Raw genomic sequence first — 17,071 nt, 5'->3', positions numbered from 1 at the left:
ACTTGTTCGCGGTTAACCTCCGAAAATCGTCAATGGCCCGAATGGTCGGTTTATCTCGTAGAAAGTCTGCTCGTAAGTAAACTTCCAGATGCCGACGGTGCCTTTGATGGCGCCTCCTATACTGCCGCCGAAGGTGAGTTTGAGCCCGCTGCTGGAGCCCTCCAGGCATAGGTTGACCGCGCCTGTGACGCTGCCCGAAACATGGGCTTTAACCCAGCCCGAGTCCTTTTCCTCCATGGCCGCCCCGAACAGCGCTGCAAGCGTCAGGCTGCCGTTAATGCATCCCTTGGCGGAGTAGGAGTCGTTGCAGTTATCCGTGGCTCCGGCCACACTGCCGGAAACGCCCCAGCTAACCTGGGCGACCAGGCCGATAAAACCCTTGGAGGTAAACAGCCAGTTGTCAATATCCCAACTGACGCCCCAGGGGGTTTGGATGTAGCCGGTGTCTCCGCTCCAGGAAACTTCCAGGCTGAGTTCTTTGTCAGTCCGGTATTCGCCCTTATGCTTGGTGTCTTCCCCACAGCATTTTTTACAGGCTTTGTAATTAAAGGCGACAGTGGGCTCGCCCATGCGCTTGGCGATGAAGTCCGGCAGGTATTTTTTCAGAAGCGTGCCGTCAAAGGAGAAGGACGCCCCGGAGCATTCCTCCGTAGCCGTGCCCCTGGGATCCACGTACCTTGCAGGGTTGGACATGGCATATTCGTACAGATTCATGCCATCGACAAAACCCTTGGGGTCGGGGTTCAGGAAGCGTCCAAGCTCGGGATGCAAATACCTGGCGCGGTAGTAGTAGAGGCCTGTTTCCTCGTCATACCGCTGACCGGTGAACAGGAAGGGGTTGCTTTCGTTGGATTGGCTGATGGAGGAGCCGTTTCCGTCGAAAAAGGAAACCTGGCCGTAAGGCGTGTAACGGTAGGTTTCCACCACGGCCCCGGTGGAGTCGGTCAGCGCGATGGTGGAGCCAAGCACGTCGGCGTGATAGTAAAGGTCCTGCACGCCGCGATGCATGAGGACGGGTTCGTCCAGGCGCATGCCGTATACGTAATGGGCGGTGACCACGCCGGAGACCTTTTCCTCGATCACTCGGCTGTCGTCGTAAATATATTCTGTTGTAACGCCGCCGGCGACCTTCTTAACCCGGCGGTTAAGAGCGTCCACCGTAAACTCCGCCATCACCTGGGAGTCGGAAATCCGGGTGACTTTGGTCAACTGGTTTTCGTAATCGTAGGTGTATGTGTAGACTCCGTCGCTGATGAGGTTTCCGTTGGAGTCGTAGGAGTAGCTCGTTCCGCCCACGTCGGTGTATTGGCTCATGACGTTGGGGGTGCGATTTTCCGTAACGGAGTTGGTTGTCACCGAGGTCCAGTTGCCCAGGCTGTCCAAGGTCCAATCTTTTTGAAAGTCAGGAGAAGGAATTTCGTGCGAGTCGTTTGGCGGGCCGCGCCGGAATTCCGTCAACCTTTGGGCGTTGTCGTAGGTGAACTGCTGGGACAGGTTCGCCATGTCGGTGCGCAGGGCGTAAAGCCTGTTGCCTTCATGGTCGTAGCCGTACAAGGCGCCGAGGAATTCGGAGCCCGCGTTTTTATGCGAGATCCCCGTAATCCATCCGATCTGGTTGTACGAGTACTCAATCTCCAGGCCGTTGCCCAAGGTGCGGGTGATGGGCCGGCTGACCGAGTCGTACTCCCACGAGGCGATGGTCGCTCCGCCTTCATAGCCCACGCTTTCCAGCTTGTCTCTCAGGGTGTAGGCCTCCACTACGCTAACCCCGGAAGAATGGTTGATGGTGCGGGTGCGGCTGATCACATTGTGGGAATAGGTGGTTAGGGTTCCGGCCTGGTTCGCGGACAGGATGCGTCCGGCGGCGTCGTAGGTCATGGTGACCGTGCCGTAGTTGTTCGTGGCGGTCAGCAGCCTGCCCAATGCGTCGTAAGTGTAGTCGTATTGCGACGAGTCGGGGTAGATGCGGGAAGTAATCCGTCCCACCTCGTCCCGTTCATACTGGATGAGCGTGCCGTTTTGATCGGTCTTGCTGATGATTTGGTTGGCCCCGTTGTAGGCGACGGATTTTGAGGAGCCGTCCGCATATTCCACCACCCGCAGGCGCCCGGCGTCATCGTAGATGTACTCGGTTTCGGCGCCTTTATCGTCCGTCATCTTGACCATGGCGCCAACCGCGTCAAACTCCAGGCTGGCGGTGTGGCTCAAGGGATCGGTGACGGAGACAAGGCGGTTGGCTGCGTCGTATTCCTGGGTGGTGACCAGCCCCAGCCTATTGGTGACCTTAACCAGGTTATACGCCTCGTCATAAACGTAGGACGTGGTGTTTCCTCTGGCGTCAGTCAGGGTTTCAGGCTTGTTAAAGGGGGTGTAGGTAACGGTCTGGTACGCGCCGTCGGCCACGGTGATTTTTGTTTTGTTGCCGTTGGCGTCGTATTCGTAGGTCTCGAACAGGCCGCTGGCATCCCCCACGGTCTTCAAACGGTTCAGCTTGTCGTAGGTGTATTGAATGACATTGCCCGTGACCGTGGTGAAGCTCAGCTTGTTGCCGTTTTCGTCGTAGGAGTAGGCCTTGATTTCGCCCAGGGAGTTGGTTTCGGTAATTACGTTGTTCCTGAAGTCGTAATTGAAAACCGTGGTTTCGTCCAAGGGATTGGTTTCCGAAATCCGCTGCCCAATGCAGTTGAAAACCCGGGTGGAGACGATGTCGTCTTCGTCGGCTTCGGGCTCCGTATCCCCTATTTTTATAATAACCTTGGTCTGATTGTTGACTGCGTCGTATTCGTAATAGGTGACGTTACCCTCGCCGTCCGTGGTCTTGACCCGGTTGCCCACGCCGTCGTACTCATAGGATATGGTGTTGCCAAGCGGGTCGGACTCGGTAAGCAGGTTGCCCACCAGGTCGTAGGTATAGCTCCACGTTTTATTCCGGGCGTCGACCATGGTCAACTTTCTGCCCATGGGATCATACGTATAAGACGTGGTTCCAAAGGCGTCCGTGACCGTTTCCTTTTGCTTGCGCTCGTTGTACGTCCAGGTTTTGGTGTTTCCCCTGGGGTCGGTTTCCGTAAGCAGGTTGCCGAGGACATCGTAGGTGAAGGTGGTGGAGTTCCCCAGGGAATCCGTAATGCTGGTTTTGCGGCCTTCCACATCATAGGTGAAGGTGGTGGTTGCGCCCCTGGGGTCGGTGGAAGTCACCCGGTTGCCGTTTCCGTCATAGGTAAAGGTCTGGTGGTTTCCGTCCGGGTCTTCTATGTCGGTTACCCGGCTTAGCAAGTCGTAGGTGGTCGTCCAGGTATTGCCCCTGAAATCCGTCTTGGTCACCATGCGGCCAAGATCGTCATAGGTAAAGGTGGACTGTTCTCCGTCCGGGTTGGTTATGGAGGTCTGGTTCCCGGCGTCGTCATAGGTGTAGGTCCAGGTGTTGTTTTCGCCGTCGGTCCGGGTAAGCATCTGGCCTGCGCTGTTCCAGGTAAAGGTGGTGGTGCAGGACAGGGGATCGCGGAGTTCAATCAGGTTGCCGTTGTCATCGTAGGTGTTGGTCCAGGTATTGCCGCGGGCGTCGGTTTTTGTGGCGATCTTTTGGAAGACGGGATCGTAGGTGTAAGTGGTCACATGGCCCAGGGCGTCCGTCTCGGTCAGAATTTGCCCGTAGCTGTTGTAGGTGTATGTCGTTTCTCCGCCGTTGCCGTCCGTGATCTTGGAGGGCCAGACATTGGCGCTGATTTCCGTCAGGATTTCGGTTCCGTCGGGCAGAACGCTTTTGGTTACGTTTCCGTTGCTGTCGAAGTAATAGGTATACTTGTTGTTCAGCGGGTCGGTTTTCTCGGTGTAGCCGTTGAAATACTCATAGTTGAATATTGCGCCCGGCCGCCCGTAGGAAGTGCATTTGTCGTCATCATCATAGGTTATCACCCAGATGGTATTGCCGTTTTTATCCACCACGGAAACCAGGTTATGATTTTCGTCGTAGGTGTATTTGATGCTGTAATTAAGGGGATCGGATACGCTGACCAGGTTGTCGAGCAGGTCGTAGGTGTAGGTCCATTGCCTGTCCAGGTCATCCTTGACCGTTGCGATTTTTCCCGCGTCATTAACGGTGAAGGTCAGACTTCTTCCGGAGGCGCTGCTGGTCGCCGTTTGCAGGGCGCCGTTGGCGTCGTAGGTGAAAGTCAGGGAGTTGCCGAGGATGTCCTCAACCTTTTCCAGGTTTCCCTGGGCGTTAAAGAGGTAAGACGGCCTGGACAAGCCGGCTGAGCAAGCCGGGCAGTTCAGGAAATAGGTTCCGTCGGGATTCTCGGTCAAAGTATCCGTAACCGCTGAAGATGTTGGGACGTAAGTTCCGTCGGCATACTTGTCAAACTCCAGGCGCACTCCATTGCCCTGGCGAATGATGACGGTAACGCCTTCAGCGCTTTCGGTTTTAATCAGTTTGGCGGTCAGGTTGGAAACCCAGCCGTAGCCGAACGGGCCGTTAAATCTTTCCTGGGAGTGGTACACCCGCGAAAGCCTTAAGGCCGGCCCCACACCGGCGATATCCAAATCCACAAAGCCCAGGGTGAAGTCGCCGGTGTCCACGTACACGGGGGACTTGGTGCCGTCCGGCTTGCACGTGTTATTGCAGTCGGGTTTGCACTTATCCTTGGGCGGCTCCGGCGGATCTTTGGGCGGCGGATCCGGCGGTTCCGGAGGATCGGGCGGCGGCGGATCCGGAGGATCGGGAGGATCAGGCGGTCCCGGGTCCGGGCCGGGAGGTCCGTCGGGCGGCGGATCCGGATAAGTGGTCGTGTTATGGCCCGAGTCCCATGGGGCGTCGTAGGCCCTGGCCACTCTGGCCTGGTACATGAAGCACATGAAGAGTACCAGCACCAATGCCAGAGCTCGTTTTATGGTTTGGCTATGCATCGCCTGCTCCTTGAATTAATAAAACACTATCAACAATGCATTGGCGTCTTCGGACTTATTGCCCTCCGAATCCGTTGCAATGACCTTGATCCGATACACTCCCGGAGGCACAAAATTGCCTGCGCCGTTCTTTCCGTCCCACTTCATGCTGCTGACCGCTCCCGCGGGAACGTCCGAAGCCGTGATGGTCCTGACAATATAATTGTCTTCGTCGTAAATATTCACCGTGATGTCGGAAACCTTGGACAAATTGAATCCAAATGTGGCTTGATACTGGTCATCATAGGGATACACATCCGGGTTCAAATAGGTGGGCGTCACGGTCAGGTCCGCCACAACCGGCAGGTTGTTCACGATGATGGCGTTAGGCGGCAGACGCCAGCCAAAAACGGCTATGACGTAATTGCCCGGATCGACCAGGTTGCCGATGTCGTCCGTGCCGTCCCATACCAGAACGTAGCTGCCGCCCTTCTGCGGCTTGCGCATGACCAGGGTTTTCACCCGGGTTCCCGCTCCACTGGTGAAAGGCGCGATGTAAACCGTGACTTCCGACTTGCCGTCCAGGGTATAGCGGAAGAAGTTGGTCTCCGCACTGAACGGGTTGAACGTGGGGGGATAAGTCACGCTGGGGTAGTACAAGGCGGTGTTGACGTTGCCCGTCACATCATAGGTATAGGAAAGGCCGCCCGCCTCATAGTCGATGGTAAAGAGATACACGCCCGACCTGACCAAGTCGCCGGAGTCGTCTTTTCCGTCCCAGGCGTCCGAGTAGTATCCGGGATTGCGCACGGCCTGATCCACCAGCTTGCGCACCACGGCGCCCACCCGGTCCTTAATGTATATGGTCACCTTGCACTGGGCCGTCAGGACGGAGTTAATGGAAACCGTTCCAAGGGCCGGATCGAACTGATCCCTGCTTAAGGAAGCGGTGATGCCGGCGGAGGCATTGATATTGACCGTGTCCGTATCCTGCAGCCCGTCGTTGTCCGTCACGCGCAGGACGGCGTCGTAGGAGCCCGGCACAGTGTAGGTGTGCGTTGTGTTCGGGCTGGCGGCGGAGGAGTAGTCGTAAGTTCCGTCGCCTTCAAAGTCCCACTCGTACAGGACTATGGTTCCGGCGTCATCGGCGCTGCCGCTGAAGGACACGGCCAAAGCGGTTTCCCCGCTGGTGGGGGTTGCATTCGCATGAGCCGTGGGCGCGCCAATCTCCTTGACCCAGACCTTTACGGAGTCGGTATCCGTCTTGCCGGAGTCGTCCGTCACGCGCAAGGTTGCCGTGTACTCGCCGACGGCGTTGTATATGTTGGTTGTCGCTCCCGTGGTGGTGGAGGTGAAGTCATAGGTTCCGTCGGTGGTGAAATCCCACTCGAACTTCCTGATGAAGCCGTCCAGATCCTTGCCGAACCCGGTAAACTCCACTTCCAGGGGAGAATTGCCTTCCTGGGGAGACGCCGTGGCGAAGGCCTCGGGCGCTCCGTCTTCGTTGGGGGGCAGCACATTTATGGTTACTGTCGCCGTATCGCTGTATCCGCGGTTATCGGTCACCGTCAGGGAGGCGGTGTAGGTTCCGGGCAGCGAGTAGGTATAGGTGCGAGTGGAGGTCCTGCGGCTGTCCCAGTCGCCCGTGGAGGTATCCAGCACGCCGTCTCCATTGAAGTCCCACATGAAGTATTCAATGGTGCCCGTGGGGCTGTGGGCATTGGATATGAAGGTCACGGTCATGGGAGCCGTCCCCGTGGTGGGGTAAGCGCCCGGCAGGCTTTCAGGGAACACGCCGGCGCGGATCACCACGGAGTCCGTGTCCGTATTCCCGTCGTTGTCGGTCACCGTCAGGGTCGCCACATACTCGCCCAGATCCGGGTAGGCATGGGTTGTATACCCGCTATCGCCGGAGGAGAAATAATCCGTTTGAGCGACGTATCCGTCGATGCCGAAGGGGTCGTGAAATCCCGTGAATGTTTTCAGGAAATTTCCTTCTCCATCTATCACATGGACCTTATCCGACCCGTAATCGGAAACCCACACATTTTGGCTGCCCGGAGCAAGGTAGCAATAGACCGGATTCGAGAAGCCGCTGACCCGCTGCAACTCCTGGGTGCAGTCCTTGTTCACCCGGACCATCTGGTTGTTGTAATAGTCGGGAATCCAGATGGATTGATCCGCGGGGTTGATCGCCATGTTGTGAGGGCCGTTAAATCCGCCCAAGGCGGCATGGTAGGCGTCCATCCTGTAATAAGCGATCAGGCCCGCCTCGTTGCGGCCGATTTCGGCGTCCTTGGCGCCGTTTATCTCTTCCTGGGTCCTGACAATATTCCAGATGCGAACCTCGTCGATCACGCCGTCCCAGAAGTTGCCGACTGACCCGTTGAAGGTGTCAAAGTCGGCGCCTATGAGCGCGTCGCTGTTCCCAAAGTCCAGGGTGGCGGTTATGGGATGAGTATCCCCATATTGTAAACCGTCCACATAGGCTTTCAATTCGTGGGCGTCCGCATCGTAAGTAAGGGCCACGTGATGAAACTGGCCGTCGGTAAAGTTTGCTGCGCCGTCAAAGAAAATATTGCTTCCGTTATCCAGGACCGCCGTGAGCGAATCGGCGTCTTCAACGCCGAAATACAATTCATTGCCGCCCGAGTTATCTCCCCGCATATACAAGCAGCGCGCGTTGGCGTAATCAGCCACAACCCAGGCCTCTACCGTAAAGTCATACAGATCCAAAGCGCTGTTGGAGGGGATTTGCAGATAGTCGTACGACCCGTCCACATACAGGCCTTTCCCCAGTTTGCCGGCCATGCTGGAGACGTTTCCGGCATTGTTGGCAAAAAGGTTGTTGGGACCGGAGTCGGCCCGGTAAGGCCTGTAGGAATCGTAGGTTGCCGGCGTGCCGGCGGAGAACTTCACCACCCTGTCGCCGTCATGATCCGACACCCAAACCGAGCGGTCCTGTTCATCCAGCACCACGTCCAAGGGGCGATTAAAGCCGTAGAAGGTTTTGGAAACCACGCCGCCGGAATCCAGGTTGACGACCCGGTTATTATACCAATCCGTCACCCAGACGGAGTCGTCCCAGGGATCAACCATGACGTATTGAGGATCGTTAAAGCCGCCTATGCGCAAAAGCTCCGAGCCGTTGGAGTTCAACTTCACCACCTGATCGTGGTATGTGTCGGCGATCCACACGGAGCTGTCGGATGGCGTTACGTCAACGCCCCTCGGATCGTCAAAACCCGTGACTTCCATCAAAGCCCCGGAGCCGCTGGAATCGTACTTGACGACCTTGTCCGAGTAGCGCATGGACACCCAGGCGGAGCCGTCGTTGGGATCCACCGCTACATCCCAGGGCCCGTCATAGCCGCCAATCTCATTATCCACGGAATAGCCCTTAAGCTGCTTGACCAGGTCGTTGCTGAAAGAGGCGATCCAGAGGCCCGGAGCGCCGAAGCTCCATTCATATTTGACAATGGAGCCGTCAGGGTCGGAAGAGCTTTCCGCGTCAAAGGTTACTGTGAGAGGAATATCGCCGGAAGTGGGATCCGCCCAGGCGGCCGCAGTGGGGTAGCCGGCGGGCTTTACGGTGATCAAGACATCGTCCGTTGCTTGCAGGCCGTCCTGGTCCGTCGCTCTGAACCTGGCGTTGTAAGTACCGGGAACGGTATATACATGATTGGCTTCAATGTCTCCCGCCGAGCTGTGATCGTAGGTTCCGTCGCCGTCAAAATCCCATTCGTAAAGAGAAATCACGCCTTCATCCGGGTCTACAGCCGCGCCGGTGAACGTGACCGACAGGTTGACAACGCCCTCCACCGGATTGGCCTCCGCCGTTACGATGGGTGCGACCTGGCTGTCGCTGACCGTAATGGTTCTTGCCGCCGTGGCCGTAAGGCCTTCGTTATCGGTCACCCGGAACACCGTGTTGTAGGTTCCGGCCGTTGTATATGTAAAAGAGGCGTCCATGGAGGTTTCGGACACCCAGTCATAGACGCCGTCCCCGTCGTAATCCCACTCGAAGCGGACCAGGGAGCCGTCGCTGTCGCTGCCTCCTCCGTCTAGTTTAACGGTCAGGGGAGCGTTTCCGGACGTCGGGGTCGCATTATTGGTCGCCGTGGGCGGATTTTTAGCCACGGGCACTGTAACGGACCCGAAATGCTCATCGCCTTCGCTGTCCGTCACCCGGCAAGTGGCGACCCAGTCAGCCCCTGTCTGGTACTTGTGAGAGTAATATGGATTAACGGAGGGAGCGGTTTCATAAACGCCGTCCGAATTCACGTCCCATTCGTAGGTCTGGGCGTAAACATCCAAGCCCAGGCCCACCACAAAGGCATTGAGCCTTGTGGTAAGCGGCGCCGTCCCTGAAGCGGGAATTGCAGAGCACACCACGCGGGGCGGACCGACCACTATACTCACGCTGGAATTGTATCCGGTCATGCCGTCGTCATCAGTCACCCTAAGCACCGGGTTGTAATATCCGGGCTCCGAGTATGTGAAGGACGTAGATCCGGTCGAGGCCGAAGAGTAATCGTAGACTCCGTCATTATCAAAATCCCACTCGTACAAGGTAATGGAGCCGTCGTCCGTGGCCGTCCCGGTGAAGGAAACGTCCAAAGGCGCATCTCCCGACAGAGGCGAGGCCGAAGCCGCCGCCTGGGGCGGAGTCCCTGCTTCTTTGGAGCCATTATCTATGGACACGGCCCTCGGGTAGTATAAACCGGTGAGGCGCCGCAACTCCGTGCCGTCAGGGGCGAGTTCCATAACAACGTGGCCGTTGTGGTCCACTACCCAGACGTTTCCCGTCTGCTGATCGACCTCCACATCATAAGGATTGATGATTCCGGTTTTACGCACCAACTCCGCGTAAGTGGGGGACACCTTAACAACGTGCTGCTGATAATAGTCCGCCGCCCAGGCCTGCCCATTATTTTGATTTACGGACACGCTGGCCACAGCATCAAAGCCGTTCATGGCCCTGGTGGAAGAGCTTCCAGGCTGGCATTTAACCAACTGATCGCCATTCCATACCGCGGCCCAGGCGCCTCCGTCCGCGTGGTAAGCGCAAACGTCCACAGGACCGTCCATGCCCGTATAAATCGTGGAGCGGAGGGAAGAGTCTTCGACATCCATCTTCCAATAGCCGACCAGCCCGTTTTCCGAGCCCGTCAGAGCCGCATTTTTTGTGCTTTGTATTTCGGCTTTGGTCCTTGTTTTGTTCCAAAGGCGGACGTCATCCAGTTTGCCGTTCCAGTAATCTCCAATAGAAGTGTTATACCCGTCGTAGTCTGCGCCTATTAGCAAATTGCTTGCGGCAAAATTCAGGGGGCCTGAAACGCCGGTTGCTGTGCTCCCGAATTCCTCCCCGTCTACATAACAATCAATCGTCCCTGCTGAGGAGTCGTAAACAATGGCTATATGATGGAACTGGCCGTCCTGAATGCTGAATCCTCCGGAAAAATACTTGTAGGTGTCATTCACATAAACAAGAATGGTAGTGGAGTTATCGAAACCAATGTAAATTTCATTTCCGCCGCTTGAATTGCCGCGCATCAAAATGGCACGGTAGTTGGCGCTTGTGCTGCTAACCCAGGCTTCCGCCGTGAAATCCTGCACATCCAACGCAGCATCGGACGAAACAGTCAGGTAATCGCCCGATCCATCCAGGTAAATACTGTTCGAAAGATGGCCGGGTTTAACGGCGGCGTTCCCCAGCATTGCGGCGTCATTTCCGTTCGACGTAGAGTCTTCAGCCGCCCCCATAATGCCTCCAATCACCGTTCCGGTGAAATCGGCTGTCATGGAGATGACCCGGTCGTTGTCGGTGTCCGTAAACCACAAAGTGCGGTTAACGGGGTCCACGTCCACGCCTTCAGGACCGCCCAGGCCAATGACCTCGGCCTGCTGCACGCCGTTGACGTCATACTTGACTACTCTGCCATGGTTGTGGTCCGCAGCCCACACGGAGCCGTCCGCAGGATCAACGGAGATGCGGAGACACTCATCAACGCCGGTGGCAATCTTGTGGAACGGAACCGATGAATTCTCCATTTTCCAGTACGAGACAAGCCCGGCCTCGTTTCCGTTCAATTCGGTATTCATATAAGTAGAGATGCTTGCGGAGGATCTGGCAGCGTTCCAAAAACGGACGTCGTCCATCAGACCTTTGTAAAAGTCTCCAATGGAGGAATTATAGCCGTCAAAATCAGCTCCGATCAGGAGATGGCTTCGGGAGAAGTTCAGGGTTTTCGATACGCTTTTCTGATTTCCGAATTGAGTTCCGTCCACATAACAGGTCACGGTGTCGGCGACCGCATCGTGCACAACCGCCACATGGTGATACGAGCCGTCCAAAAAGCTGCCCGAGCCGTCGAAATAATAGTTGCTGTCATCCAAGGTGACCTGAATCGTGTCGGCGTCATAAAGCCAGACAAGCAACTCGTTGCCTCCTTGCGCGTTGGTCCTCATGAACAGGGCCCTGCCTGTGCTTACAGGCTTAATCCACGCCTCGTACGTAAAGGATTGCACGTCAAAGGACGGATCGTATGGAACAAGGACGTAGCCGCCGCCGCCCGTATCCAGGCCGTTGTTAAAACGCCCGGTGGCAGTGATTACAGCCGTGGAGCCGAATACGCCTCCGTACCGGGATGCGTCCACATCGTCTGTCGTATACTCTGCGTTGACGTCGTAGGCGTCAAAGACCCCGGCGTCCAACAATACCAGACGGTCTTTGTATCTGTCCGAAACCCATACATTCGAGGTCGAGGGGTCCACCTCTACATCGTAAGGATCGTCAAATCCCGTGATCGTCGCCAGCAGGTCCCCCTCCCGGTTGTATTTCTTCACCTGATCGTGGCTGGTGTCCGCCACCCAGATGAATGTGTCGTCGCTGGAGGACAGCGCGGCTATGGCTTCCTTATCCGTGGCGGTTTTGGCCTCATTATCCGTAACCGTAAGAATGGCCTGATAAGCCCCCGGGGCGCCGTATGTGTGGGATACGCAATCGCCCACAAAGACGTCGTCCAGATACCAGCCATCGGCCGTCGTCCCGGCATTGGTTAAAATCCGGAACTTGACTTTTACCGTGGCGTTACCTGCGTAGGAGGACAAATCAAACTCCCTCCTGGTCCAGGAGCCCTGCGTCACGTTATGGCCGGTGTAATACAACTGGGTCCAAGAGCCGCCGTCATTGCCGGAGACATAGGTATAAATATAATCGCTATCGGCAAGCGCGTACTTCTCCCAATAAACAAGTTTGGGGGCCGTCGCCGCAGAAAGGTCTATGGTGTTAGACTGAAGTTCATAATCCGTGCTGGGGTCATAGTCTCCATCCGGAGAATCCGTCCAGGAATAGGATCCGGAATGAGCCTCCTCGGTGGTCCTGGCCCAAGTTCCGGTCGCCGTTCCATTATTGTAATCCAGTTCCGCATCGTCTCCAAAAACCGTGGGCGGAGACGCAAAGTCGGCATCTGACTGTCCGTCGCCGTCGAAATCCACGGAATAGGCGCTGATCGATCCGTCCGGGTCCTGGCCATGGATAAAGAAGCATACATCCAACGAGGCATGGCCGCGGGTGGGATCTCCATCGAGCATGGCTTTCGGGGTTCCGCTTTGGGAAACCGTTATGGAGACGGTATCCGTCCCCGTGAGGCCGTCATCGTCCGTCACCCGCAAGGTTGCAGTATATGTTCCGTCCGAGTTGTATACGTTGTTTGTCGCCGCGGTACTGGTGGAGGAATATTCGTAAGATCCGTCGCTGGTAAAATCCCATTCGTACTTGACGATCTGTCCATCGGGGTCCGAGCCGGAGCCGGAAAAGGCCACGGTCAGGGGCGCAGAACCGTCTTTGGGGGCGGCCTGGGCATAAGCGGCAGGATTAGCGTCAGCTACCGTAATTGTTACGCTGTCTGTTGCTGTATTGCCGTCCGCATCCGTCACTGTTACCGTTGCGTTGTAAACGCCGCCCGAGGAGTAAACATGGCGCACCGGACTGACGGAGGCGGAGGAGTAATCAAAGCTGCCGTCTCCGTCAAAATCCCATTGATATAAGACGATGGGGCCGTCCATGTCCTGCGCATCTGCTGATAAAAAGACTTCCAAGGGAGCGGATCCCGCCGCGACCGAACTCTCAGCGGTCACGGTAGGCAAGGCTCTGACCGTAATTTGAACGGTATCCGTGGACGTGAGGCCCTCCGCGGTGGTGACCGTCAAAGCGGCGTAATAGACGCCTGGAGAATTGTATGTATGACTTTGGCTGCCGCCATTGGCGGTTGTTTGGATGGTTCCTGCTTTCTGGGCGGCGTCCACGTCCCTCGGATAATAAAATCCGGTATATTGCCTGATTTCCTGGCCGTCCTCATCCAGCAAGGTCACGTAGTTGCCGTAATAGCTGCTGACCCAAACTTGTCCGGCTTCCCAGTTTAGAGCCATATAATAGGGATCGACAAAGCTCCCGGTCCTGGACAATTCCGTGGTTCCGTCCGCTGATATATGAATGAGCTTGTCGGCGTTCGGGGTAATCACCCAAACGGTGTTGTCGGTTGGATCCACAACGATTTCATAGGGACCGCTGATCCCGCCGACCACCGTGTGTTTTCCCGTATCCAAAGAAATGTCGTAACCGTCGGGAACCGAAGCGTCCAAACGGATGACATTGCCGGCGCTGGTGTTGGAGACCCATATGGTCCCGTCATTGGGGTTGACCGCCACTCCCTCGGGATAGGAAAAGCCCCTCACGGATTTCAGGAAGGCTCCGGTCGAGTCCAGATGTACAATGCGATGATTATATCCGTCCGCAATCCAGATGGAGCCGTCCGAGGAATTAAGGGAGGACATTTTGGGGCTGCTGAATCCGCCGTATTCCGCCAGCTTCTCTCCCTTGACGGAGTATTTGAAAACCTTATTTGCACTGGAGTCGATAACCCACGCGGAGCCGTCCGACTCGTCCACGGACACATATGTGGGATAGTTGAATCCCGTAATTCGTTGAATTTCATAACGGCCGTCAGCGCTGAGCAAAACCAGGGCGTCGTTATAGGAGTCAGCGACCCACACCCGTCCGGTGTTGGAATCGACCGCCACAGAGAATGGAGAGTTAAAGCCGCCCACTCTCGCCAACTCTTCCGAACTGTTTGAAGAAAGGCGCACGACTTCATTGGCGTAGTAGTCTGCAACCCAAACGTATTCCTCGCCAAAATTCCACTGGTAGCTCGTTATGGTTCCGCTTATAACCTGCCCGGATCCGGTAAAATTAACCGTCAACCCAGGAGCGCCGCTCGTCACGTCCGCGCTCAGGTCCGCCATGGGCCGGTTGTCCGGTGCTATGGTCACATTGTATTGGGCGTAGTCCTGATAGCCGTCATTATCCGTCACCCGAAGCCTGACGGTGTAATCTCCGGTTTCCGCAAACTGATGGTCTATGGTGGGATTGGCCGTGGATGTCCAGGCGTATCCCCGGGTTTTCACCGCCACGTCGTCAATCCACCAACCGGTTGCCTCCGTGGTGGTGTTGTTGGAGTAAAACCTGAATTTAAGCAGCACGTTATCCTTGCCGCAGTAATTGTCCAGACTGAGGACTTTCTGTTGCCAACCCGAGGAGACCTCCCAGTAATCATACCAAATATAGGACCAGCTTGCGCCGTTATTCAGCGAGTAGGAAACGTAAGCGTAATCATAGTCCGGCATGTCCATACGATGCATAAAGCTGAGGGTCGCCGTGACGGCCTGAGTAAAATCAAAGGGGCCGAAAACCAAATCAGCGTCTAAGTTATTTGCATAATTTCCGTAATGGCCCGTGCTCCAGCACCTGGAGCCGCTGTAGGCATCCGTGGAGCCGATCGCCCAGGGGGATTCGGCTTCCCAATTATTGTTGTCGGCCTCCATGTTGTCGAAGAAAACCGTCTCGACATCCCCCAGTGAACCGTCAAAATTCCACTCGTAGGTTGCTATGCTTCCGTCCGCATCCGTACTGGAGCCTCCGCCGAAAGTAATGGTCCCGGGAGCGTAAGCGGTTGTCGCCGTGGAAGTTATGACTGCATCCGGCGGGATCAGGGTTACATTGATGGCCACAGAGTCCGTGTCCGTGAGACCGTCATTGTCCGTGGCGCGAAACACAGGGGAGAATGTCCCCGCATTGGAATAGGTAATGGAAGTCTGTCCATTAACGGTGGATTGCCAATCGTAAACCCCGTCCCCGTCAAAATCCCATTCGTAATAGACGACGCTTCCGTCGGCGTCCGTGGCAGTCCCGGTCAAACTCACCACCAAGGGGCGCTCTCCGGATTTAGGCGCGGCTGAAGCCGTGGCTTTGGGGGGCGATTGGGAAACCATTATCTGAATGGAGTCCGTGTCATTGGCTGCGCCGTCCGTAACCTTAAAAACAGCGTTGTATACGCCTGCTTCACTATACACATGCTGCACGTTGCCGGTGGTCTCGCTGTAGTATTCAAAACCGGCGTCCCCGTCAAAATCCCACTGGTAGGTATCCACCTTTCCATCCACAGGATCAATGAACGTCCCGGTGAAATTCACGGTCAGCGGAGCGGTCCCTGTGACAACATCCGCTCCGGCAATTGCGGTAAGACTGCCTGCCCGGATTACCAGAGAGCAGTCCGTAGCTGTCAGGTATTCGTTATCCGTCACCCGAAAGATCGGCGTGTAAATGCCTGGAGTGTCGTAGGAGTGGCCCGTGGATCCCGTATCGGTCGAGGTGTAATCAAATACGCCGTCCCCGTCAAAGTCCCACTCATACTTCACAATCTGGCCGTCCGAATCCGAGCCGACGCCGGTAAAATTCACGGTCTCGCCCAGGTCCGGCGCATTTTCGCTGGCAGAGGCTTCAGCCGTGGGGTACCGCGACATGGTTTCATCAGGAACAATAGCCAGAGAGTTAATGCTGTAAATGCCGGACATGGTTTCCAACAGCGCGCCATTGGGGGAAAGGCGTCTTATGGTAGGGTCTGAATTGGCCATTACCCAGCAGCTTCCATCCAAAGGATTGACCGCCAGACTTTTGGCGCTGCCTACGCCCGAATACTCGTATATTAACGCCCCATCCTTTGTGTAGCGAAACACCTTGCCCAGCGAGTCATCTATAACCCACACACTGCCGTCCGTGGGATTGACCTGGACGAAGGTTGGATTGCTGTATCCCGAAATCTCCACCAGCTTGACATCGCCTGTGGAATTGAACTTCATCACCTTGTCGTTATATGTGCTTGCCACCCAAACCGACCCATCCGAGTAATTCGCTGAAACGCAGGTGGGCCAGTTCATGTTCGCAGAGGCGCCGGAGTTCGTAACCACGAAATGACTGCCTGTGTCGGTGGCGACATTGTAGCCGTCCGCTGCGTCCTCATTCAAACGGACAACGCGGCTATTGCTGGTGTCTGCAACCCAGACAATTCCAGCTTCAGGGTCCACCGAAATGCCGTAGGGCGAGCTAAAACCGGTTATGACTTTATGAAACCCGGTGTCGGTGGAAATATTGTACCCGTCCGGAATGCCGGGGGCTAATCTCACGACTGCATTCAACGAGGAGTCCGCGATCCACACGGATCCGTCCTTGTAGTTAACGCTGGCTTTTTGGCAGTAGACTCCATTAACGGTGACAAGCCTGGACCCGTCAAAGCCGTCTACCTTGCATATCCGGCTGTTGTTGGATTCCGATACCCAGGCTGAGCCGTCCGTAATATCCGGGGCGACAAAATTGGGATAGTTAAACCCGGTCTTCTCCCACAATATGTTGTTCTTGTCGGAAATTTTGCGGAGGGTGGTATAGTAGTCAGAATAGTTATTGGCAGCCCACAGTCCGTAAGACACGCCTACGCGCCCAAAATGCGTGGAAAGCATATCAAGGTCCGCAGCGTCAACGATGCCGTTCCCATCCATGTCCGCTTGCGGATTCCAGTTGGCGTCCCCGGAGGAAGAACCATTGGCCAGACCAAAACTGATAAGATCATACCCGTCCACTCGGCCGGACCCGTTTATATCTCCAGGCAGGGCTTGGGCTAGTTGGGGGCTCAGAAGCATGGCCGCCGCAACACCTATCAGAATTAATATCGATATTTTCCGAGGCATATCTTTCCTCCAAGGCGTGAACTGACAAATCAGGAGAACCGCCGGCCCCAACACGTAAAGGGGCTGCCCAAACAGCTCTCCTGTTGCATCCCGCAAAAAGGCGCGC

2 protein-coding genes are annotated in these 17,071 nt (G+C 56.0%); both read right to left on the bottom strand.

Going from position 1 to position 17,071, the window contains the following annotated elements; all coding sequences use genetic code 11:
- Window positions 1–12: 12 nt before the first annotated feature.
- The gene (locus BUE18_RS23495; RefSeq protein ID WP_211482837.1) at window positions 13–4,905 is read right to left on the bottom strand and encodes an RHS repeat-associated core domain-containing protein; all 4,893 of its coding nucleotides are present in this window, start codon (window positions 4,903–4,905) and stop codon (window positions 13–15) included.
- 15 nt (window positions 4,906–4,920) lie between these two features.
- Window positions 4,921–16,965: a PKD domain-containing protein gene (locus BUE18_RS23485; RefSeq protein ID WP_073478599.1), complete on the bottom strand. Its 12,045-nt coding sequence runs from the start codon at window positions 16,963–16,965 to the stop codon at window positions 4,921–4,923.
- Between the last annotated feature and the right edge of the window lie 106 nt (window positions 16,966–17,071).

The organism is Desulfatibacillum alkenivorans DSM 16219, assembly GCF_900142135.1.
Lineage (GTDB): Bacteria > Desulfobacterota > Desulfobacteria > Desulfobacterales > Desulfatibacillaceae > Desulfatibacillum > Desulfatibacillum alkenivorans.
The sequence above is the reverse complement of the archived record's forward strand: the minus strand, read 5'-3'. Positions and strand labels throughout refer to the sequence as shown.